Source organism: Pelagicoccus sp. SDUM812005, from assembly GCF_031127875.1.
Classification (GTDB): domain Bacteria; phylum Verrucomicrobiota; class Verrucomicrobiia; order Opitutales; family Opitutaceae; genus Pelagicoccus.
Genome location: NZ_JARXIA010000019.1, coordinates 1 through 20,981, shown reverse-complemented (window position 1 = coordinate 20,981; position 20,981 = coordinate 1). Strand labels below are relative to the sequence as shown.

20 protein-coding genes are annotated in these 20,981 nt (G+C 57.0%); 9 read left to right on the top strand and 11 right to left on the bottom strand.

Translation table 11 applies throughout. The features are described 5' to 3' along the window. The first annotated feature begins 72 nt into the window (after window positions 1-72). From lipA to QEH57_RS19425, 7 genes are all read left to right on the top strand, one after another. Window positions 73-954, top strand: coding sequence for a lipoyl synthase (gene lipA, locus QEH57_RS19455; protein ID WP_309008454.1), 882 nt, complete (start codon window positions 73-75; stop codon window positions 952-954). Between the two features lie 41 nt (window positions 955-995). Then, window positions 996-1,457 carry a RidA family protein gene (locus QEH57_RS19450; RefSeq protein ID WP_309008453.1) on the top strand — a complete coding sequence of 154 codons (462 nt, stop codon included), beginning with the start codon at window positions 996-998 and terminating at the stop codon, window positions 1,455-1,457. A 629-nt stretch (window positions 1,458-2,086) separates the two neighbouring features. Next, window positions 2,087-2,863, top strand: coding sequence for a DUF3450 family protein (locus QEH57_RS19445; protein ID WP_309008452.1), 777 nt, complete (start codon window positions 2,087-2,089; stop codon window positions 2,861-2,863). 38 nt (window positions 2,864-2,901) lie between these two features. Beyond that, a complete protein-coding gene (locus tag QEH57_RS19440) occupies window positions 2,902-4,299 on the top strand; it encodes a MotA/TolQ/ExbB proton channel family protein (RefSeq protein WP_309008451.1) in 1,398 nt (465 codons plus the stop codon). Window positions 4,300-4,395: 96 nt separating this feature from the next. Further along, complete coding sequence (locus tag QEH57_RS19435) at window positions 4,396-4,800, top strand: biopolymer transporter ExbD (RefSeq protein ID WP_309008450.1); 405 nt, start codon at window positions 4,396-4,398, stop codon at window positions 4,798-4,800. A gap of 12 nt (window positions 4,801-4,812) precedes the next feature. Next, window positions 4,813-5,223: a biopolymer transporter ExbD gene (locus tag QEH57_RS19430; protein ID WP_309008449.1), complete on the top strand. Its 411-nt coding sequence runs from the start codon at window positions 4,813-4,815 to the stop codon at window positions 5,221-5,223. A 35-nt stretch (window positions 5,224-5,258) separates the two neighbouring features. Beyond that, entirely contained in the window at window positions 5,259-6,656 is a 1,398-nt protein-coding gene (locus tag QEH57_RS19425) for a tetratricopeptide repeat protein (RefSeq protein ID WP_309008448.1), read from the top strand. Between the two features lie 105 nt (window positions 6,657-6,761). Here QEH57_RS19425 and uvrB read toward each other — a convergent pair whose 3' ends face one another. The 8 genes from uvrB to QEH57_RS19385 form a co-directional block, all read right to left on the bottom strand. Further along, the gene (uvrB, locus tag QEH57_RS19420; protein ID WP_309008447.1) at window positions 6,762-8,765 is read right to left on the bottom strand and encodes an excinuclease ABC subunit UvrB; all 2,004 of its coding nucleotides are present in this window, start codon (window positions 8,763-8,765) and stop codon (window positions 6,762-6,764) included. A gap of 24 nt (window positions 8,766-8,789) precedes the next feature. Further along, window positions 8,790-10,061 carry a dicarboxylate/amino acid:cation symporter gene (locus tag QEH57_RS19415; RefSeq protein ID WP_309008446.1) on the bottom strand — a complete coding sequence of 424 codons (1,272 nt, stop codon included), beginning with the start codon at window positions 10,059-10,061 and terminating at the stop codon, window positions 8,790-8,792. Window positions 10,062-10,164: 103 nt separating this feature from the next. After that, window positions 10,165-11,565 (bottom strand): hypothetical protein, encoded by a 1,401-nt coding sequence (locus QEH57_RS19410; RefSeq protein ID WP_309008445.1) that lies wholly within the window; start codon window positions 11,563-11,565, stop codon window positions 10,165-10,167. Window positions 11,566-11,580: 15 nt separating this feature from the next. Further along, the gene (cysC, locus tag QEH57_RS19405) at window positions 11,581-12,183 is read right to left on the bottom strand and encodes an adenylyl-sulfate kinase (protein WP_309008444.1); all 603 of its coding nucleotides are present in this window, start codon (window positions 12,181-12,183) and stop codon (window positions 11,581-11,583) included. 54 nt (window positions 12,184-12,237) lie between these two features. Beyond that, window positions 12,238-12,984, bottom strand: a complete 747-nt coding sequence (locus QEH57_RS19400) for a hypothetical protein (RefSeq protein ID WP_309008443.1) — start codon at window positions 12,982-12,984, stop codon at window positions 12,238-12,240. Continuing rightward, the gene (locus QEH57_RS19395) at window positions 12,974-13,792 is read right to left on the bottom strand and encodes an ABC transporter permease subunit (RefSeq protein WP_309008442.1); all 819 of its coding nucleotides are present in this window, start codon (window positions 13,790-13,792) and stop codon (window positions 12,974-12,976) included. Before QEH57_RS19395 ends, QEH57_RS19400 begins: the two co-directional genes overlap by 11 nt. Next, window positions 13,789-14,652, bottom strand: a complete 864-nt coding sequence (locus QEH57_RS19390; RefSeq protein WP_309008441.1) for an ABC transporter ATP-binding protein — start codon at window positions 14,650-14,652, stop codon at window positions 13,789-13,791. Before QEH57_RS19390 ends, QEH57_RS19395 begins: the two co-directional genes overlap by 4 nt. Window positions 14,653-14,654: 2 nt before the next feature. After that, the gene (locus QEH57_RS19385; protein WP_309008440.1) at window positions 14,655-14,939 is read right to left on the bottom strand and encodes an acylphosphatase; all 285 of its coding nucleotides are present in this window, start codon (window positions 14,937-14,939) and stop codon (window positions 14,655-14,657) included. Window positions 14,940-15,123: 184 nt separating this feature from the next. Here QEH57_RS19385 and QEH57_RS19380 point away from each other — a divergent pair, with 184 nt between their 5' ends. Together QEH57_RS19380 and QEH57_RS19375 are read left to right on the top strand one after the other, a co-directional pair. Beyond that, window positions 15,124-15,777, top strand: coding sequence for a hypothetical protein (locus tag QEH57_RS19380; protein WP_309008439.1), 654 nt, complete (start codon window positions 15,124-15,126; stop codon window positions 15,775-15,777). A gap of 63 nt (window positions 15,778-15,840) precedes the next feature. Continuing rightward, window positions 15,841-16,653, top strand: coding sequence for a hypothetical protein (locus QEH57_RS19375; RefSeq protein ID WP_309008438.1), 813 nt, complete (start codon window positions 15,841-15,843; stop codon window positions 16,651-16,653). Between the two features lie 66 nt (window positions 16,654-16,719). Here the strand turns inward: QEH57_RS19375 and QEH57_RS19370 are convergent, their stop codons facing one another. From QEH57_RS19370 to QEH57_RS19360, 3 genes are all read right to left on the bottom strand, one after another. After that, on the bottom strand, window positions 16,720-18,453 hold the full coding sequence (locus QEH57_RS19370; protein ID WP_309008437.1) for a response regulator: 1,734 nt from the start codon (window positions 18,451-18,453) through the stop codon (window positions 16,720-16,722). 119 nt (window positions 18,454-18,572) lie between these two features. Beyond that, window positions 18,573-19,415: a universal stress protein gene (locus QEH57_RS19365; RefSeq protein ID WP_309008436.1), complete on the bottom strand. Its 843-nt coding sequence runs from the start codon at window positions 19,413-19,415 to the stop codon at window positions 18,573-18,575. 14 nt (window positions 19,416-19,429) lie between these two features. After that, window positions 19,430-20,710, bottom strand: a complete 1,281-nt coding sequence (locus QEH57_RS19360; RefSeq protein WP_309008435.1) for a glucose-1-phosphate adenylyltransferase — start codon at window positions 20,708-20,710, stop codon at window positions 19,430-19,432. Between the last annotated feature and the right edge of the window lie 271 nt (window positions 20,711-20,981).

The window sequence follows — 20,981 nt, the reverse complement described above, 5'->3', positions numbered from 1 at the left end:
GCGGCCCTATTGTCGGCCCTCCGGCATTTGAGGGTTGAGTTTTCCTCAGTCCGGCTAATCTCGTGCTTTCTTATGACTACGCGTAAGCCAGACTGGCTCAGAGCCAAACTGCCTAGCGGCAAGCAATACAGCGCTGTCCGCAAACTCGTCGACGACAAGGGTCTCCACACCGTTTGCCAAAGCGCCCAATGCCCGAACATGGGAGAATGCTGGTCGCGAGGGACCGCCACGGTGATGATCCTGGGCAACGTCTGCACCCGCTCTTGCAATTTCTGCGCGATCCAGACCGGTCGCCCCACCGAGTACGACATCGGCGAACCAGCCCGCGTCGCGGAAGCGGTTCACACCATGAACCTCAAGCACTGCGTCATCACCTCCGTGACCCGCGACGAGCTCAAGGACGGCGGCGCCAGCGTATGGGCCGCCACCATCCGAGCCATCCGCCACCGCTGCCCCAACACCGCCATCGAAGTGCTCACTCCCGACTTCCGCGGCAAGACCGAGCAGCTGGACATCGTGCTCGACGCGGAACCGGACATTTTCAACCACAACGTCGAAACCGTCGAGCGCCTGCAAAAGCCCGTTCGCGTGCAAGCCCGCTACGAACGCTCCCTTAAGATGCTCGAGCACGCAGCCAAGCGCGGCTTCGTGGCCAAGTCCGGCATGATGCTGGGCCTCGGCGAGACCAAGGAGGAAGTCGAGCAAACCATGCGCGACCTTCGGGCCATCGACGTAAAGATCCTCACCCTTGGCCAGTACCTGCAGCCCACCAGCAAGCACCTGCCCGTCGAGCGCTGGGTAACGCCCGAGGAATTCGACGCCTACAAGGTCTACGGCGAATCCATCGGCTTCACCAAAGTCGAGTCCGGCCCGCTCGTTCGCTCCTCCTACCACGCCGACGAGCAATCGGCCCACTTCACCGGAGTCGACAAGCTGCGAGCCGAAGCGAGCTAAAGCCTAGGCCAATCCTCGCCGAAAGGCTACACCCACCCTTTATGATCGAAACCATTCTATCCAAGCTCGACAGCCTCGGACTCTCCCTCCCCGCAGCCGGAGAGGTCAAAGGCAACTACCTCCCCTACGCCATCAGCGGCAAGCTCCTCTCCCTCTCCGGCAGCCTGCCCGTCAAGGACGGAGCCATCATCACCGGCCGCATCGGCGGAGACCTCACCATCGAGGACGGCTACGAAGCCGCCCGCTGGTGCTTCCTCAACGCCCTCGCCCACGCTCGCGTCGCCACCAACGACTTCGCCACCTTCGGCCGCATCCTCCACATCGACGGATTCGTCAACGGGGTAGACGGCTTCACGGACGCGCCCAAGGTCATCAACGGCGCCTCCGACCTTAGCGTGGAGCTTTTCGGTGAAGCCGGCCGCCATACCCGGGTTGCCCTCTCCTCCAATGGGCTTCCCCTCAATTCCGCCGTGGAAACGCGGGTGCTCGTAGAGATCGCGTAGCGCTGGCGCCTCGGACCGAAGAGCTTGGTCCCCAATAAGATCAAGCTCCTCCACTCCCCCCCAAAGAACGCCATCGCCGCAGCGGCGACGCGGCGGGCCAAACCCAATTTTTGAATACAGTTCGCTCCCCGCTCCCCGCTCGCCCCAGCCACGCCCCTGAACATAAGGAACAAACGGCTTACCCTAGGTGAAAGCTTGGCGACAAATACGTCGAATCTCGGATCTTTTCCGCCAGACAGTTGACAAAGACATACAATTCCTACAAGTGAAGGAATTAACGGTGCGCTAAAGACTTGCAGAAACCCCGAGGCATCGCCTTTTTCTTCAACTTTCGTACGACCCAAATCCCCCTTAGAAACCCACAATTCGTTTGATCCTAGAAAAAAACACCCCTGAAAAACTAGTTCGGATTCCCGCGGAATCAAACTTCGCTGGAGCCAGTCTCAACCCAGCCCTCTAGAGTTCAACCGTGTTGCCTGCTACCCATTCGTACGCCCCTTCCCTTTCCCCAGTCCCTTTGGAGCTCTCTTCCCTAGTGAAGCAGCTGCGCTCGGACTCAACCCACAATCTAAAGTTTCAAGACTAAGAATAGCTATAGAAAATCCTTACGACTAAACGTAGACCGTACTATGACTAAGAACAAAGTAGTAATGTTAATCGCCGCAAGCATGATGCTTGTAGGCCCAGCAGCGCTCAACGCCGCCCCAGAACTCAAAGAAACGCGCTCGACCCTCAAGCTATGGGTAGAACTCAAGAAGCTCGTTTCCGAAGAGAAGAATAAGTGGGTCGTTGAGAAGCAATCACTCAACGAATCCATCAATCTCCTCAAAGACGAGATCGAGAAGATCGAAGAAGCGATCATCGAATACGAAGCGGAAGCCAGCTCCGCCGACAAGGTTCGCGAAGAACTCGTAGCCGAGGAGAACGAACTCAAGCAAGCGTCCGCCATCGTGAAGAACACGATCGTAGACCTCGAAGCGGAAACCTTGGACATCGTCAAGTACCTCCCCGCGACGCTTCAGGACAAGGTGGCCATCCTCACCCAGCGCATCCCGAAGACGAAGCGCGAAATGGAAGCCAGCACCCTCTCCGCTCGCGTGATGAACGTCATCGCCATCCTCACGGAAGTGGAGAAGTTCAACAGCCAGCTCACCGTCGTGAACGAAATTCGCGAGATCAAGGGCGAGCGCGTTCGCGTCGACACCCTCTACGTCGGACTCGCCGTAGCCTACTACGTCGACGGCACCAAGAGCGAAGCCGGCTACATGGTTCCTGCCAAGGGAGAATGGAAGCGCTTCGAAGACAACACCCTCGCAGCCGACATCGCCGACGCAGTCGCTATGCAGAAGCGCGAAGCGACAGTACGCTTCGTCGACCTCCCGATCACCATCACGGACGTCGAATAAGCCCGTACTTGAAACCACTTCAAAAGGATCAATTTTAGATGAAGACTTTGAAATTCACCACAATCGCAGTCGCTGCCCTCATCGCAGCCGGCACCGCGAACGCACAAAAGACATTCGCGCAGGTCACCGCCGAAGCGAAAGCCGACCTCGTAGCAGCCGAGGCTGAACTCTCCGCCCTCCGCGAATCCATCGCCAACGAGAAGATTCCGCTCTCCAACGAGTTGACTCGCCTCGAGAGCGAAGTGCTCGAGTCCCGCAAGGAGCGCGACGAGAAGAAGTCCGTTCGCGACAACCGCGACCTCAGCCTCAGTGACCTTCGCCGCAAGGTGAAGCTACACAGCGACCAAAACGTTTACCTCCGCAACACCATGGCGGCCTACGTCAAGCAGTTCTCCACCCGCATCCACGCGGCGGAACTCCAGGACTACAAGGAAATCGCCGACGAAGCGGAACACCTCGCCGAAAGAGAAAACGCGACCGACTCCGAAAAGTTCACCGCGCAGCTCAAGGTCGTTAAGGCCTCCCTGCAGCGCATCCGCAACATCATGGGCGGTACCACCATCCAGGGCGACGCCCTCGGAAAGAACGGCCTCCAGGTAACCGGTACCTTCGTACTCGCTGGTCCCTTCGCCTACTTCGGCGACGGTGGCGAAAACGTCGGTTTCGCAGAAGGCGACCACACCAACATCGGCTACCCGCTCGTCGTAAACCGCGGCGTACCGAAGGAAGTATTGGCCACCATCGCGAACCTCACCGCCAACAAGTCCGGCATGTTGCCAGTCGACCCGACCGAAGGCGACGCCCTCAAGCTCGCTCTCGTAGACGAAACTCTCATCGAGCACATCAAAAAGGGTGGCGTAGTGATGATCCCACTACTCGGAATGTTCTTCGTAGCGATCCTCCTCTCCGTTCTCAAGCTCTTCGAAATCAAGTCCGTCAAGAGCCCGAAGGCAGGTACGCTCCAGCGCATCCTCGACAGCCTCAACTCCGGCAACAAGCAGCAAGCTCTCGAAGCGGCCAACTCGGTCGACGGTCCCTTCGGTGACCTCCTCGTCGCCGGCGTAGAACACGCCGACCAAGACAAGGAACTGCTCGAAGAAGTCCTCTACGAGCGACTCCTCGCTGCCCAGCCTAAGCTCGAGCGCTTCATCGCTTTCATCGCCCTCACGGCAGCAGCGTCTCCGCTCCTCGGTCTTCTCGGTACCGTTACCGGTATGATCGATACCTTCAAGGCGATCACCGTCTTCGGTACAGGCGACCCCGCTACCCTCTCCACCGGTATCTCCGTCGCTCTTATCACTACCGAGTACGGTCTTATCGTCGCGATCCCATGTCTCCTCTGCCAAGCGCTGCTCACTCGCATCGCCAAGGGTAAGCTCGGAGAGATGGAGCAAGCTTCCGTCGCCTTCGTTAACGGCCTGAACGGCAAGAAGTAGAAGATCAATCTGACCTGAGTTCATTGCTGGCGGCTCGCCCAAGCGCAAGCCGCCCAGCGAAAACAGGATTCAAACAGAAGGAATTAAACGACCATGATGAAAAATAAGAGAGCCCGCTCCGCGGGTGAACCAGCAGACGATATCAATATCTCTCCGCTGATCGATATGGTGTTCATTCTTCTGATCTTCTTCATCGTAACTACTGTATTCGTCAAGGAGCCAGGCGTGGAGATCGAAAAGCCTTCCGCCATCAACTCCATCGACCTGCCGAAGAACGTCATTCTGATAGCCGTAACGGACCAGAACAACATCTTCTACGGAGGAAGAGACTACGGGCTCGGCGGCATTCGCTCCCAGGTTCGTAGAGTCCTCGCGGGCAACGAAGAATTCCCAGTAATTATCCAAGCGGATCAGAACGCGCAAGCCGGGACGGTTGTCCGTCTCGTGGACGAGTGCAAGCTGGCCAAGGCCCGCCGCATCTACGTTTCAACACTGAAATAGGACGGAAGAGAAATGAGAAACCGCAGAAACCTAACCTCGGGCGACGATACCACCGACATCAACATCTCCCCGTTGATCGACATGGTATTCATTCTCCTGATCTTCTTCATCGTCACGACGGTGTTTGTCGAGGAGTCCGGTCTGGCCGCAAACACGCCCGACCCGACCAGCAACCCAGAAAACGACGAGGACAAGGAACTCGTCAGCTTCCTAGTTCGCGCCAACGGCCAGGTAATCTACAAGGACCAAGACGTAGGAATCGGAGCCGTCCGCGGCATCGTTCAACCTGCCATGCGCCAAGACGAGCACCCGATCACGGTCAACGTGGAGCCCAACGCCCGCATGAGCCTAGTCGTCGCAGTAATGGACGAGTGCGAATCCGGCGGAGCCCCGCAGGTAACCATGAAAGCCGTATCCGAATAAGACCAACCACTTAAATTTAAAGAAAAGCAGTTAAAATGATTAGCAGCAAAACAATCAAAATAGCCGCCACAGGCATCCTCTGCCTCGCCGGCGCCGCGTCGCTGTCAGCGCAGTTCAAGACAGACCAAGAGTTCTGGAACCAGCCACACATCACCAAGACGTTCGCCGCGTCTTACAGCATGCTGGCAAAAACCGAACCAGAGCTCGCCGAAGAAGAGCAAGTCATCGTCAAGCAAGTGCTCGAGCAGCTCAAGCTGACCAACGACAAGGACGCAGCCCTCAAGACCATCCTCGATGCGCTCGCCCTCAATCCGGACGCGACCGCTGCGTTCGACTTTATCGCAGCTAACTTCTACGCCGAAAAGGGCGACCTGAAGAACGCGATCAAGTACTACGACAGCGCCGCGAAGAAGCACCCAAGCTTCCTGCGCGCCGTTCGTAACGGCGCCATCATGAAGGTCAAGGAAGGCCGCTTCGAAGCCGCCCTCAAGGACTTCACCAAGGCAATCGAGCTGGGAGCCAAGGACACCACGACCATGGGTCTGCTCGGACTCTGCTACGTCAACACCGGCAAGTACTTCTCCGCTGAGACCGCCTACCGCGAAGCGATCGTGCTCGATCCCAACGTAAAGGACTGGCAAGTCGGACTCGCAAAATCCTTGCTTCAACAGAGCAAGTACGAAGAAGGCATCGCCGTTCTGGAACAGATCCTCGTCGACGATCCTGAAAACGATATCCTCTGGTCCAGCGCCGCTAACGCCTACCTCGGTCTCGACGACGCGGAAACAGCCGTAGCGATCCAGGAAATCGTCGACCGCCTCGGCAAGTCGACTCCTGAGTCCCTCGTGTTCATGGGCAACATCTACATGTCCCGCAGCCTCAACGATCTCGCCCTCACCTACTTCCAGCGCGCGATCAAGATGGACCCCAAGCAGGACCCGTCCGTCTACGTTTCCGTCGCTGAAACCATGACTGCTCGCGGCACCTACGACCAGGCCAAGACCGTCATCGCAGACGTCCGCTCCAGCTTCGGAGACCAGCTGTCCGACGAAAACTCGCTCAAGCTCCTCCGTTTCGAAGCCCAGATCGGGCTCGCAACCGGCGGCGGCGAAAAGGTTATCCCAATCCTAGAAAAGCTCGTAGAGCGCGATCCAATGGATGGCCAAGCCCTCCTCCTGCTCGCCGAGTTCAACTCCAGCAAGGGAACCACCGACGGCTACTCGCGAGCTGACCTCTACTTCGAGCGCGCCACCAAGGTTCGCGCTTGGGAAGTACGAGCTCTCATCTCCTGGGCACGCTCCTACGTCTCGCGCGAGCGCTTCGGCAAGGCGATCCCATTGCTCGAGCGCGTACAGGTCATCGACCCGCAAGACCACATCGGTCGCTACCTCGACCAGGTCCGCAAGGTCTACATCGCATCCCAAGGCCTCTAGGTCTCGGTACTTACAATTTGTTCTTAGTCAAAATTTCAGCGGAGGCTTCGGCCTCCGCTTTTTTTGTGGAAACTCAAGTATGACCAGCGTCGGCCAGCCAACAAACTAGCGTCGACGCTTACGCCCGTAACCAGATTTCCGAGCGGGAGCAGCAGCTCCGCCCGACTTCAAGGAATCGATCTGATCCCTCAACAAGGCGGCCTTCTCGAACTCAAGCTTCGCTGCCGCTTCGTCCATCTCCACCGTCAGCTCGTCGATAACCGCCTGCACGTCGTCGTCTTCGCCAACCACTAGCGGAGTTTCCGACTCTTCCTCGCGGAGCTCACGGAGGCTCTCCTGGTCGCCGCGGTTGACGCTCCGCGGGACAATTCCATGCGCCGTGTTGTATTCGATTTGCTTGGACCGGCGGTACTCGGTGGTCTCCATGGTCCGCCGTATCGAGTCCGTAATGACGTCCGCATAAAAGATGACTCGCCCTTTCTCATGCCGGGCGGCGCGGCCAGCGGTTTGCACCAGGCTGGTTTCGCTTCTCAAGAAGCCCTCCTTGTCCGCGTCGAGAATGGCTACCAGAGCAACCTCCGGCAAGTCCAGGCCCTCCCGCAACAGGTTAATCCCAACCAATACGTCGAAACGTCCCGCTCTCAAACGCCGCAAGATCTCCACCCGCTCCAGAGCGTCGATGTCGGAGTGGAGATACTCCAAGCTGATATCCTTCTCCCGCAAGTAAGCAGTAATGTCCTCGCTCAAGCGCTTGGTCAAAGTCGTCACTAGCACGCGCTCCCCCGAATCGATCGCCTTGCGGATTTCCGAGACCAGATCCTCAACTTGCCCCTTGGTCGGGCGAATGGTTATCACGGGGTCAAGCAGGCCGGTGGGTCGAATCACTTGCTCGGCGACAACCGCGCTCTTTTCCTTTTCGAACTTCGCCGGCGTGGCGGTCACGTAAATGGTCTGTCCCGTCACCTCCATGAACTCCTGGAAGTTCATCGGTCGATTCTCCAAAGCCGACGGCAGCCGAAACCCATGCTCCACCAAAGTCGTCTTACGAGAGCGGTCCCCCGCGTACATCGCACCCACCTGCGGTATGGTCACGTGGCTTTCGTCGATAAAGGTAAGAAAGTCCTTCTGGAAAAAGTCTATCAGGCAGAACGGCCTTTCCCCCGGCGTACGTCCGGAGAGGTGCATGGAATAGTTTTCGATCCCGTTACAGAAGCCGACCTCCTGCATCATCTCCAGATCGTAGTTCGTCCGCATGGAAATCCGCTGAGCCTCCAGGAGCTGCCCCTTCGCCTCAAAGGCCGCCACTCGCTCCTTGAGCTCCGCCTTGATCACATCGACCGCTCGCTCCATCTTTTCCTTGGTGGTCACGAATTGATTCGCTGGATACAGGTCGAATTGCTCAAGTTCCTGAATCACGTTGCCCGTCAAGGGATCGAACTCCGAAATCCGCTCGATCTCGTCCCCCCAGAACTCCACTCGCAGCCCTTTCTCCAAGTAGGCCGGCATCACGTCCACCACATCGCCGCGCACGCGAAAGCGCCCTCGCTCCAAGTTGATATCGTTCCGCTCGTAGAGGATCTCGATCAAGCCGTTCAGCAGTTTGTCCCGACCATACTCTTCTCCGATGCGCAGCGGGATCATCAACTCCTGAAAATCGTCCGGCGAACCAAGACCGTAAATACAGGAAACGCTCGCGATCACGATCACATCCCTCCGACTGATCAAGCTGCTCGTAGTTGAAATGCGGAGACGATCGATCTCGTCGTTGATCGAAGAATCCTTCTCGATGTAGGTATCCGAGGAAGGAACGTACGCTTCCGGCTGGTAGTAGTCGTAATAGCTCACGAAATACTCCACCGCATTCTCGGGAAAGAATCGCTTGAACTCCGAATACAACTGGGCCGCCAAGGTCTTGTTGTGGGAAATGATCAGGGCAGGCCGATCCAGCTCGGCGATGATGTTCGCCATGGAAAAGGTTTTGCCGGACCCAGTTACGCCAAGAAGGGTCTGAAACTTGTTCCCCGCTCGAAGCGACTTCAGCAAGGCTTCGATCGCCTCGGGCTGGTCGCCCATCGGCTGGTACTCTGAATTGAGCTTAAACAACCCCATAGCGAAAGCTAACGAATCTCCAAGCTAGGAGGCTGCGTCCGGATCCGCGTTGTAGCGATCTTCGTCGAGCTGCCCCTCGCTCTTCGCAACGATACAGGTAACCGCCGCGTCGCCGGTTACGTTCACGGCGGTACGCAGCATGTCGAGGACTCGGTCGATCCCTACGATCAGGCTGACCTTTTCGACCGGAAGACCGACTTGGTTCAGCACCATCGCCAACATGATCAAGCCCACGCCCGGCACGCCCGCGGTACCCACCGAAGCCAAGGTGGCCGTCACCACCACCATGAGGATCTGACCGAAGCTCAGGTCCACGCCGGAAAGCTGTGCGATGAACACCGTGGCCACGCCTTGCATGATCGCGGTCCCGTCCATATTGATGGTGGCCCCGAGCGGGATGGTAAAGGATGCCGTCGAATTGCTGACCCCCAACTTCTTCTCGGCCGTTTCCAAGGTCACTGGCAGCGTCGCGTTGCTGCTCGCCGTGCTGAACGCGAAGATCTGAACCTTGTAGAAATTCCTGAGGAACTGGAACGGACTTAATCCGCTCAGGCTCTTCAAAAGCAGCGGATAGACGATGACCGCATGGATCACCAACGCGAGGATCACCAGCAAGAAATACTTCCCTAGCTCCACGATCGCCGCGATTCCCTGGTCCGCGAAGACGATCGTGATTTTAGCGAAAACGCCAAAGGGAGCGATCAACATCAGCACCAGAACGAGGTTGAGCACGATTTCGTTCAAATCGGAAAAAATGTCCAGGATCCGCTGTCCTGCCTTTCCGGATACAACCATCGCCAAGCCGAACAAGATCGCGAATACGATGATTTGCAGCATATTGCCCTCCGCCATGGCGCTCACGGGATTCGTAGGAAACATGTTCGTAAGGACCTGCCAGATCGTGGGAGCTTCCACAGCGACATAATCTTCCACGCCAGAAGGGGTCACCCCGACGCCCGGCTTGAAGATGAACGCCAACATCATCGCGATGGAGATGGCGATACAGGTCGTCAGCAAATACAGCGACACCGTCTTGAGCCCAATCTTCCCCAGCTTACGCACGTCATCCATCGCAGCCGTACCGCACACCAAGGACACGAAAACCAAAGGGACTACCAAAAGCTTCAAGGAACGGATAAAAACGTCCCCTACGACTCCCAATGCTCCATTCAGGATGTGATCGCTCACGAAGGCATTCTCCTGCAAGCCCGTGACATTTATCACGATCCCCAAGAACAAGCCTAGGACCATGGCGATTAGAATGTTGCGAGTCAGTTTCTGGTTGGAAATTTTCATAGGCAAAGGGTCGAGCAATCGAATAGCAGGAGGTACGCCAACAATGAAGCCAGTTGCGCTGGCAGTATCAAAGCTAAACATGGAGAACGGAAGGTTCCGCAGCTCATACGCCCAAAACCTTCAGCAGGCCATTCCACACGCCGCTCCAAAACCGAGACGCCTGGCTGGCCTCCTCCTCGGAGATCTCCTGGCAAAGAAAGGCGCCTTTTCCGCGAAAAACGTCGTCGAAGAGCGGATTGTAGCCGCGGAAGTACCCCCAAAACGTCTCCGCCCGCACTACGCCGTATCCAAGATCTGGAGTAAAACCGATGGTAGCGATCTGGTTGGAACGCCGGCCTTGGGCCGTATCCGTATCCATCGCTTCGAAACGAACGCCTCGGATCCCCGAAACGATCAGCGAGCATTCGCCCTGGAACACGAAGTAGCGGAACTGGAAGGTCAGCCACGCCTGCGGATGAAAGAGTCGCCACCGCCGCTTGATATCAACTGGCTTGCCGGAGCGAGAAACCAAACCGGCGATGCTGCTGGGACGCACGACCATCTGCCCGCCTTCCGGGATTTCGACGATCGCCACCTCCAACTCCGCCTTTCGCTGGGGAGAGACCGTCACCTGCCCGCCGACGCCTTCCAGAGCCCGCAGCTCCACCAGCTCCACCAAGCCCGCCGCCAAGCAGGTCGCGGGGATACTCCAGTCCAAGATGAACCGCGTCTTCCGCTTCAAGCTCTCGTCCGAAGCCTGCAGGTAAGACTCCTTTACCCAAAGGCGTTCGCCATCCGCCAGACTCACGCGAGCAGAGACACCAGAATCGCCCAGCGAGGCGCTCGGCAAGGTTTCGTCAATCAAGCGAATCGGCCCCGAGAGCGAAAGCAGCGGTGCCCAAACATAGAACGCAAAGAGCTTCCACGCGATCGGCAGGAGTATCGCGCTCGCCAGGGCCACCAAGAGGTAGGGTTTCAGGAGCGTCCACGCCTTCTCCAAATGCTCGACAAAGCCCGAGGCCTCGCCTTCAAGCTTACCGATCCGCGCCTCCAGCGCCTTCGCCTCCTCGCTGTACGTGATCCGCTTCACTCGCAGCTCGGACTGTTCGTTGACCAACAACTTCCGAGCATCCGTCAAGGAGCTCCGTTCCGCCTTGGCCTCCTGCAGCTTCCGTTCGCTTTCCGCCCGCTCCGCGGCGCTCATCGTAATGAATCTTTCGATACGGTTCAAAATGCCGTCGAAGTACTCGATCACCTTATTCGCCGCTTCGATGCGCTTGCGGGTTTCCTCGATCTCCTCGCCAAGCTCTATCAGCCGCTTGTGGGCCGACTCCAGCTCCGTGTAGAGCAGCGACGCCCTCTCCTGCAGCTGAGCCAGCTCGCTAACCCGAGATCCTTCCGAATGGTAGCTCTTCTGGACATACATCCAGAGGGCAAAGGCGCCTACAGCCAATCCTCCGACCACCGCCAAGACAATCCCCTTACTCAGGACCCACTTGGCAAGCTTCAGGAAAATCAGCGGCATAAAGAACAGGTTAGCCTATTCGCTTCGCTCAACCCGCGGAGATACGAAATCGACCAATGCCGCCAACGATTCCTCCACCGTCTGAGCTTCCGTATCGATCAGCAAATCCGTGACCTGCGGCTCTTCGAAGCCAGAATCCTTCCCCGTAAAATTCGGAACGAGCCCTTTCTCCATCTTAGCGTACAGCCCTTTCACATCCCGCTGCTTGCACGTTTCGAAGGACGCTTTCACGTAGACCTCGATCAAGTTTTCCTTGCCGATAATCTCCCGAGCCAAAGCGCGGAGCTCCTCGGTCGGAGTAATGAAGGAGTTAAGCGTGATCATGCCCGCATCCGCGAAAAGCTTGGATACTTCAGCGATGCGACGGATGTTTTCGCGACGGTCGTCGTCCGAAAATCCCAAGCCAGCGTTCAGTCCCGTGCGGATATTGTCTCCATCCAGCACGTACACGTGCTTTCCTTTTTGGTGCAGCGTCTTTTCCAAGGCAATGGCAAGGGTGCTCTTGCCCGAACCCGACAGGCCGCAAAGCCAAACGACCTTGCCCTTTTGTCCAAGCGACAACTCGCGATCCGCCTGCGTTAGCAACCTGTCAGAAATGGGATGTAGATTCTCGTCCATAGTCTGGGCAAATACTCCAGCAAGCTGGCGCGAGGGCAAGCCAAGAGAATCGCTTCAGGAACCGCTCTCCAGTTTCGCCTTCAGCTCTTCGATGCGACGCGCCACGAAGGGCTTCAATGCGGTCCGGTCATCGTCCGACAAACCCGCGTAATGGCTTTTCAAATACTCGTAAGCCTTCTTAACCTCGCCATTCTTGACCAATATCTCCGCATAGACGCGACAAATATGGTTGGGCACGTCTTCCTTTTCCACAGCTTGCTTGAAATAGACCAAAGCCCGGTCGAGATCGGCCAAGCGCTGCCAGCAGATCGACGCCTTTTCCACTAGCACCGGCACCCGCTGGGCCACCGCCCTTGGAGCTTGCTCGAGGAACGCCAAAGCCTGCTCTCCATAAGCCTTGCGGATGGCGATCCCCTCTTCGCTTTCGAAAAGCGACTCCATCAAATCGTCGCCCACCTGCCAAACCGGCATGTCGTTGGCGATGATGCGCGAGCCATCCACCCAAAAGTATACGGAATCCGGATTCAAGGAAACCGCCAGCTGCATCTTTTCCAATACCTCGCCCTTTAGCCGGTACCGCCAGTCCCCGTACATGCTGATCCAAACGAAGTTGGCTGCAATGGTCCGATAACCGCCGAGCGCGGCGAAGGTGATTCCCTGTCCCAAGCCATCCGCCAGCGAGGCCAACGACTCGCCGGACTCCGCGCGGGCGACGGCTCCCTGCCTTAAGGGCTGGGTCAGCAAGCCTACCAACAAGGAGGACGCAAACCAGAGGATGAGTAATCGACGCTTAAAATTCACGATTCTTCAGGACCACAGCCGCCAAGCTACCATAGAGCGCCGCGTAAACAACGGCATAAAGGACCAGCCCGAGCAACGAAACCAAAGAGGCCTCGGCTTCGCCGAACGCATAAGCTCCCAAGTCGAAAATACGAAAGTCCGGGATCAAAAGAGTCAGCGTCTTGAGCAGACTCTGCCCGATTCCCTCTCCCCACTGGGCATCCAAAGATCCGCGCAACTGCCCGATCACCCAAACGAAAAAGCCCATAAAAACGGCGAACAGCGACGAGCTCGCATACGCCGAAAAGAAAGCCGTAACACTAGCCAGCACCATCAGGCGAAAGCACTGCATCAGCGCGAAAAGCAACACCCCCGAAGAGCTCACAGCGCCTTGCTCCAAGAGAGCCTCCTCGCCGAGATCCGGCATCTGCCACTGCCGGATCCACAAGGCCGCAAGCAAGGCAAGCGTCAGGATCCCGATAAACGAGCATATCGTCAGCCATGCCCCCAGGAGCTTGCCCAGCAGAAACTCCCCTCGGCTTACCGGCTTCGAAAGGATGGGAAGAATAGTGCGATGCTCGATTTCTCCGTAAAGAAGCTGCACCGTGGCGACCACTGTCACGATCGACCCCAACAAGGTCATAGCACCGAAACCGAAGTCCGCGATGAAGCGCAACTCGGAGGATCCAAGATTGAACTCCTGGAAGTACAGCCCTCCCACCAAAGACACGATGCCGCTGACCGCCAGCAGCAAAAACAGACGCATCCGGATCGCCTCCCGATAAGTGTTGCCCGCAATGGCGGCAATTCGATCGCAAGCCCCTCTCACGCTTCACCTCCCCGCTGGTCGTCCTTGCTCACCAAGCTGCGAAAAAGGTCCTCCAGGTTTTGGCCGAGCGGGACCAAGTCGCCTCCCTTTTCCTGCGCGAAGCGAGCCACCTCGCCAAGTTCGGACCCCGTCAATCCCTCGATCGCGAAGCGAGCGTCTCCTCCGACGCCGAGCAGCTCGTCGATGCTCCCGCTCGCCAACAGACGCCCCTTGTTCATAATGCCTACCGCATCGCACAAGTCCTGCACCTGCGTCAGCAAGTGCGAGCACAGCAACACCGTCTTGCCCTGCTCCCGCAAACCACGGACGAAATCGCCCACCTCCGCAGCTCCCACTGGATCCACTCCAGCAGTCGGTTCGTCCAGGACCAAAATATCCGGATCTCCCAAAAGCGCTTGGGCAAAGCCGAGCCGTTGCAGCATTCCCTTCGAGTAGGCGCCCAGCTTGCGATCCATTGCATCCGCCAAGCCAAATTGAGCCAGCAGCTCTTCCGCGCGCCTCTCCAATTCGCTCCGGGACATGCCCAGCAACTTGCCGAAGAAGCGCAGCAACTCCCGCCCCGTGAGAAACTTGTGATAGTAGGGCGCGTCCGGCAGGTAGCCGACCCGGCGACGCGCCTCCGCCTCTTGAGGCGACGCGCCAAAGATGCGGATCTCGCCGCGAGAAGGCTCCGACAGCCCTAGCAGCATGCGAATGGTCGTGCTCTTACCCGACCCGTTCGGCCCCAAAAGCCCGAAAACCGAATTTTCTGGAATCCTCAAGGTCAGCCCGTCCACTGCCCGCAAGTAGCGACCCCTTTCCATCAACGGAAAGTCCTTGGTCAGCTCGCGCAGCTCGATTGCCTGGACCGACTCCTTCAACGCTAAGCGATCCGAAAAGTGGTAAAGCTCTGCGGGCGCCGGCCTACCGAACACTCCGTCTTGCGCACGTACGCATCGAGCTCGTCTTCCACGCTGGCCAACATGCCGCGACACTCGTCTTCCTCGCCCTCGATCTCCAATTCAACTCGCCCGTCCGCCAGGTTCTTCACGAACCCGGTTACCTCGAAGCCCTTGGCGAGCTGGGCAGTCGAATAGCGGAACCCCACCCCTTGGACGTGGCCGGAAAAGTAGGCCGTAAGATAGAAAGTCGAATCCGAATCATTCATAAGCCCCTAATAAACAGCCATAAACGCAAGACACCAGCGAAATATCTCCCGCGAAACCAATTCTCAACCTCCCCGCTTTTGTGAACAACGTATTGGGAATAATAACTATCAATATTAAGTTGCATCGCCGAAACCCCATTCTTACGTTTCGGCGACTTTTTTAAAAAGCCAGTAAACGAACCGAATGGGAAATTACGAGAGCGACGCGAACCCGAACAACGAGTGGGAAGAAAGCTGGGAATCCACTTGGAACGAATTCAACTGGGAGCAGTACCTCCAGTCCGAATCCGACGAAGTCAGGAAATACCAAGCGATCTACAGCAAACTGATCCGCAGCTCTAACCGGCTAGACGAGGTAGCGCTCTACATGGGCTGGCAACCTCGCCCCGAAGGCCTCGAGCAAGACGGCGATGCGGAGCCCGAACAAAGCGTTCCCTACACCCTTCACCGCCATCCCCTCTTCGTATCCAGCAAGGCCCTGCACGGATGGCTCGTCGAACAATGGGGACGCCGCGTGGCGCTCACCCCCGAATCGGTAGACGCCGCCCAAGCCCTTTCCTACCAGACTGCACTTACAGAATCAGACTACTACGGACTGCTAGCCGTAACCGCATTGGACATGGACGACTTCGCCTTGGCGATCGCCTACTTCAAACGCGGAATGGTGTCCCTTAACACCGCCCTCGGCATGCTCTCCGACTTTGAGAAACTACAAACCGAATCGCTTTCACTCTATGTGAAGCATGCTCGAATTCGTCTCTTCGATATTCGAGAAATTTGGCTTCGAGTCACTTACGATTGTCGCGCGACAATCGCTAGAGGCTCCGACGAAGACTAGGCGCGCCCCACTTTGGCCTAGCTTTTCGTCACTCCCTTTAGACCACACGATCCATCTAGTAGCATGACTCTCAGAAAGTTCAGAGTCCAGCGCTTGTCGCAGGACTCCTTCTCCCCCGAGCGCCGTCTTATCCGCTCCCTGTTTCGCAAAGCCGCCCGAGGAAACGTGCACGCCTACGTGCAAGCGACCTCCAACTACGCGAACTTTATTTCCGAGTACCTTTTCCTCGCCGGCGTCGACAACAAAGCCGAACGCCTTTTCGAACTCAAAAACGTGCTGGCAGACTGCTGGCGCTACCTCCCCTACACGCGCCGCGTATCCGACTTCGAACGCTTCCTGCAAGTTCGCCTCGAACGCTACCACGCGAACTTCACGCCGCGCTTCTCCTCGCCTCACCACCCCCTCAACAAGCTCAGCCACGAAGGGCGCTTCCTGCTCGTAGGCCGCTTCCTCAACAACTGGAGCCACAAGTCCCTCCGACTCGCCCTACGCACCAAGAAAAAGGAGCTTTCCGAGTCGATCATGCGACTACGCTGCCTGCTGACCGAAGTCGAAGCCGAGAAGCTCACTTGGGTTGAGCAAGCCCAGATCCTACGGATCAGCGAATTGCTCGAAGGCGAATACTCCAACAAGGATTGCCGCAAAATCGAAAGAGAAGTCAGCGGCCAATACCACGCCCTCCAATTCAAGGCAGACTGGCTCAGCTACCGTTGCGAACTCGCTAACCTCAAGTCCGACATGACCTTGAGCGACTCCGTGCTCCTCGAGCTCAACGCCGCTATCATCGAACTCATCAAGGTTCAGCCCATGGAGAAGCCGCGCCTCTACGACAGCCTGGTCAACCAGATCTCCTTCGTTCGCCTTCCGCTTCTCTAAGGAACGGACAAAAATCACGCCAGAGGCGGAGCCATCGACTTCGAACACCGCTCCCCCTAGAACAGCTCAGCCGTTTTTCGCCCGGCAATAGTAGTTCACCGCGCCCAGCAAGGTTTCCTTTTTCACCGGCTTCGCAAGAAAGTCGTTCATACCGGCATCGAAACACAGATCTCGATCGTGAGCGAAGGCGTTCGCCGTCAAGGCAATGATCGGCGTTCCGCGATTGGCATGCCCCTCCGGCAGGGAACGGATCCGCTTCGCCGTCTCGAAGCCGTCAAGCTTCGGCATCAGGCAATCCATAAAGATCAAATCGAATGCGTGCTGCTCAATCAACTCCAACGCCTCAAGCCCGTTGGAAGCGATATGCACTCGATGCCGAGCTCGCTCCAGGAGCGACTCCAGGACATGCTGGTTAATCCGGTTGTCTTCCACGACCAAAATGCACGCATCCTCCACCACGACGTCCGAGCGAGCAAGTTCGACCTCCTGAGCTACCGGAGTGCCCGCGTAATAAGGAATCCAAAAATCGAATACTGACCCAGTAGGCGTATTGCCGCGGTAGCTCAATTCACCATCCATCAACGAAGCCAGGCGCTTGGAAATCGCGAGCCCCAAGCCCGTCCCCTTTTGCTCCAATCCCGTTTCAGCCTGCCCGAACGCCTCGAACAATCGATCGAAGGATTTGGGATCGATGCCAATCCCAGTGTCGGCGACCGAAATCAACAAGCCTTCCGCCTCCCGTCTCTCTTTCTTGATCGTCAAAGAAACGCCTCCCTCGTCGGTAAACTTCAAGGCATTGCTCAACAGATTCGCAATCACCTGACGTACGCGGACGGAATCGCCCAATATATACTGCGGAACATCGGAAGCGACCGAGAGCGTGTAATCCAGCCCCTTCTCCCGCGCCAATGCGTTGAAGAGGGAGTGCGTCGCGCTACAGGCAAAGGTGAAGTCAAAGGACTCCAGCTTCACATCGAGCTTGCCGGCCTCGATCTTCGAAAAGTCCAACACGTCGTCGAGGATTCGCACCAAAGACTCGCCGGACAGCTTTATCATCTCGACCTTGTCCGCAATCTCCCGATCTAGGTCATAACTCAGCAAATCGTCAGCGACAGCTAAAACGCCGTTCATCGGAGTGCGAATCTCATGGGACATCGTCGCCAAGAAATCTCCCTTCTTGGCGCTGAAATCCACCGCGGAACGAGCGGATTTCGATTTTTCGGACAATTTCTCCAACAAGGAAAAGCGCTCCTTCTCCAGCTCGGACAAAGCGTCCGTCCGGTCGTTGTTCAATCGCTCGATCCAATCGTCGAACGAACGCAACCGCGACTGAAGCTCCGCCGCCAAGGAGCGAACCTGCGGCAAAGCGATCGCCTCCACTCCACCGCCCCCCACCGAAGGCTCATCCGACAACAGTCGATTCAGGACGCCGAGCCCCGAATCCATCCTACGAGCGTAGTTAAAAGAAGAATACAGGCTGAAGATTACCATTCCCGCCCCCAGCCCGACGCTCAGCATACTCACCGTCGACAGTCCTTGAAACGTGGAACGAGACTGAGTTCGGGCGGCGAACGCCTCGAGCTGCGCCTCCGCAATCTCCAAGGAGTCATGAGCTCCCCCTAGGTCGGCAGCATCGATCTTCGAACGCAACGCCTCCGACAGAATGCGAGCATCATGAGCGACCGACCGAGACTCCCCCAAAGCCCGCGCGAAAGACAACGCCAACGGGACGGCGATAAACGCCAGCCCTAAAAGCAATATCAAGGAGTTTCGTGTTTGGATTCGCGTACTGCTATTCATCGTAGAGGCACCCATTTCGGAGCGGTCCGAAAAGGACCGGGGAACGCTCCGTCAGGCAACGCAATAAGAACGGCAAAAGCCGTTCAAATGCAAATGCATCCGCTAAAACACTAAGTAAGCTAACGGAACAGCAAAGTAGGCAAACGACAATCCCGGAGAATCTCCGTAGTGGTGCTTCCAATGATCAGGTGGCGAATCTTGGAATGTCCGTACGCCCCCATGGCCAACATGCCGATTCCCGTCTCCTTAGCGTATTCGGAAAGCTCGGGAGCCACCGCTCCATGCAGCATCTGGCAAGTCACCCTCAAGCCTGCCGAACGCAGGCGATCCTCCGCCGCCTTCAACTCGCTCAACACGTCACCCTCGTCATCTTTCTTGGATACGCTTACCAAGTGAAGCTCGATGTCCGAAAAGCAGATCGAATTGCAAAAGTAGTCTATCGCAGCGTTGCAGCTGGCTACGTTCTCGTAGGCCAAGAGCACCTTTTCGACCGGCTGGAACGCCCGAGACGCAACCAGACAGGGCTTGCTCGAAGCCCGCACCACACGCTCCATGGTGGAACCGAGGTGCTCAGCCGCGAAATTCGCGTTTTCTCCACGCTTGCCAATTACGATCAACTCCGCCGACTCCTCCAGTTCACTCAAGGAATCGACCAAAAAACCCGTCTTGTGGATACGCGAAACAGCGCCCTCGTACCCCGCCTTGCGAAGCAAACTCTCAGCCCTCTCCAATACGAGGGAAGCCTTTTGCTCTTCGAGCTGCTGCAGCTCCCCCATGATCGATTGGTAAGGCTGCAGCCCAAGGCTACCGCTAAGATCCGCGACGAACGGAATTTCGAACTGCCGCAGATCTGTGACGTAAACGACGTCGATCGACGCCTTCATACGGCTAGCCACCCAGGCAGCGTATTCGCAGCAACTTTGGGAATATTGGGAGCCGTCTATGCAAGCGAGGATCTTCATCGGAAAATAAGCGTTTAAAATACCGTGTTCGAGGGCACGCAGGTGTTCTTGGTCACGATAACCACGCCGTCCCTCACAAAGACGCCGTTCTTTTCGTACATGTCCGGCTTCCCTTCGGGGTTCAACTTCACGTTGTCACCTATGCGAGCGCCCTTATCGATGATGGCATTCTTGATTTCGCAGTTGAGGCCCACGCCCACGTCCGGACGCCCTAGCTCCTTGTTTTGGCGACGGTCCTCCGCGCTTTCGAAATCGTCGGCCCCCATCATGATGACGTTTTCGAGACGAGTACCCTCGCGCAGCACCGAGCGAATGCCGATCACGCAGCGCTTGAGATAGGAGTCGGTAATGATGCAGCCATCGCCAATGATAACATGGTTGATCGAACAGCGATTGATCTTGCTGGCTGGAAGGTAGCGAGCGCGGGTGAAGATCGGACGCCCGCGCGAGAAAAAGTTGAATTGCGGCATAGGATCCGCGAGCTGCAAGTTCGCATCGAAAAACGCCTTAACCGTTCCGATATCTTCCCAGTACCCTTCGAAAATGGAGGCGCGGAGCTTGGATGTGCCAAGCAAGGAAGGAATCACCTCCTTGCCGAAGTCCGTCATCGAATTATCGAGGGCGTCGATCATGGTTTTGCGATTGAAAACGTAGATACCCATCGAAGCCAGGCAGCACTCCTTGGAGTTGCTGGTCTTGAGCGTGCCGGCAATATTCTCCGGAATCTTCAAGCCTTCGATCACCTTCGGGTCGGTCGGCTTTTCCACGAACTCGGTAATTTCGAGCGATTCGGAAACGCGCATCAACCCTAGGCCGCCGCAGTTTTGCGCGGGAAAAGGAATCGCTGCAACCGTCACCTCCGCATCGTTCTTTATATGCTCGGCGATGATCTTGTCATAGTCCATGCGGTAGAGCTGGTCGCCCGAAAGGATAATGACATAGTCGTATTCGCTGTTGGTAAAGTGGTGGATGTTCTGGCGTACCGCGTCAGCAGTCCCTTGGTACCAGCTGTCCCCCTTTTCCGTCTGCTCCGCGGAGAGAATATCAACGGTGCCGCCTGCGAACGGATCGAAGCGGTAGGTCTCCTGGATGTGGCGATGCAGCGATGCCGTATTGAACTGCGTAAGCAAGTAGATGTTGTTGATCCCGGAATTGAGACAGTTGCTGATAGGGATATCGACCAATCGGTACTTCCCCGCTAGCGGCACGGCAGGCTTGCAGCGCTCTTTTGTCAGTGGATAGAGGCGCGAACCACGGCCACCTCCCATAATTACGGCAATTGCTTTTTTTTGCATGATATTCTCTAAGCGTGTTTGGAATCAACTAGTTCCACGCGACACCCTATCCAGCTTTGTAAAGTTCACAACCACAAAACCAAGAACGCTTTGTGAATTTAAAGAGACGCCCGACGCCCAACGACTCCGAACCGCTTTCAGCCCACGCCAAGTCTCACATCAAAGCCAGCCAGCAGAGCACGGCACCGGGCAAGTTCGCCGTATCCAAAATCCGAGACACAAGCGACAGTACGCCGCCTTCAGGCGCGATAGCAGAGCGGAACTGAACCGC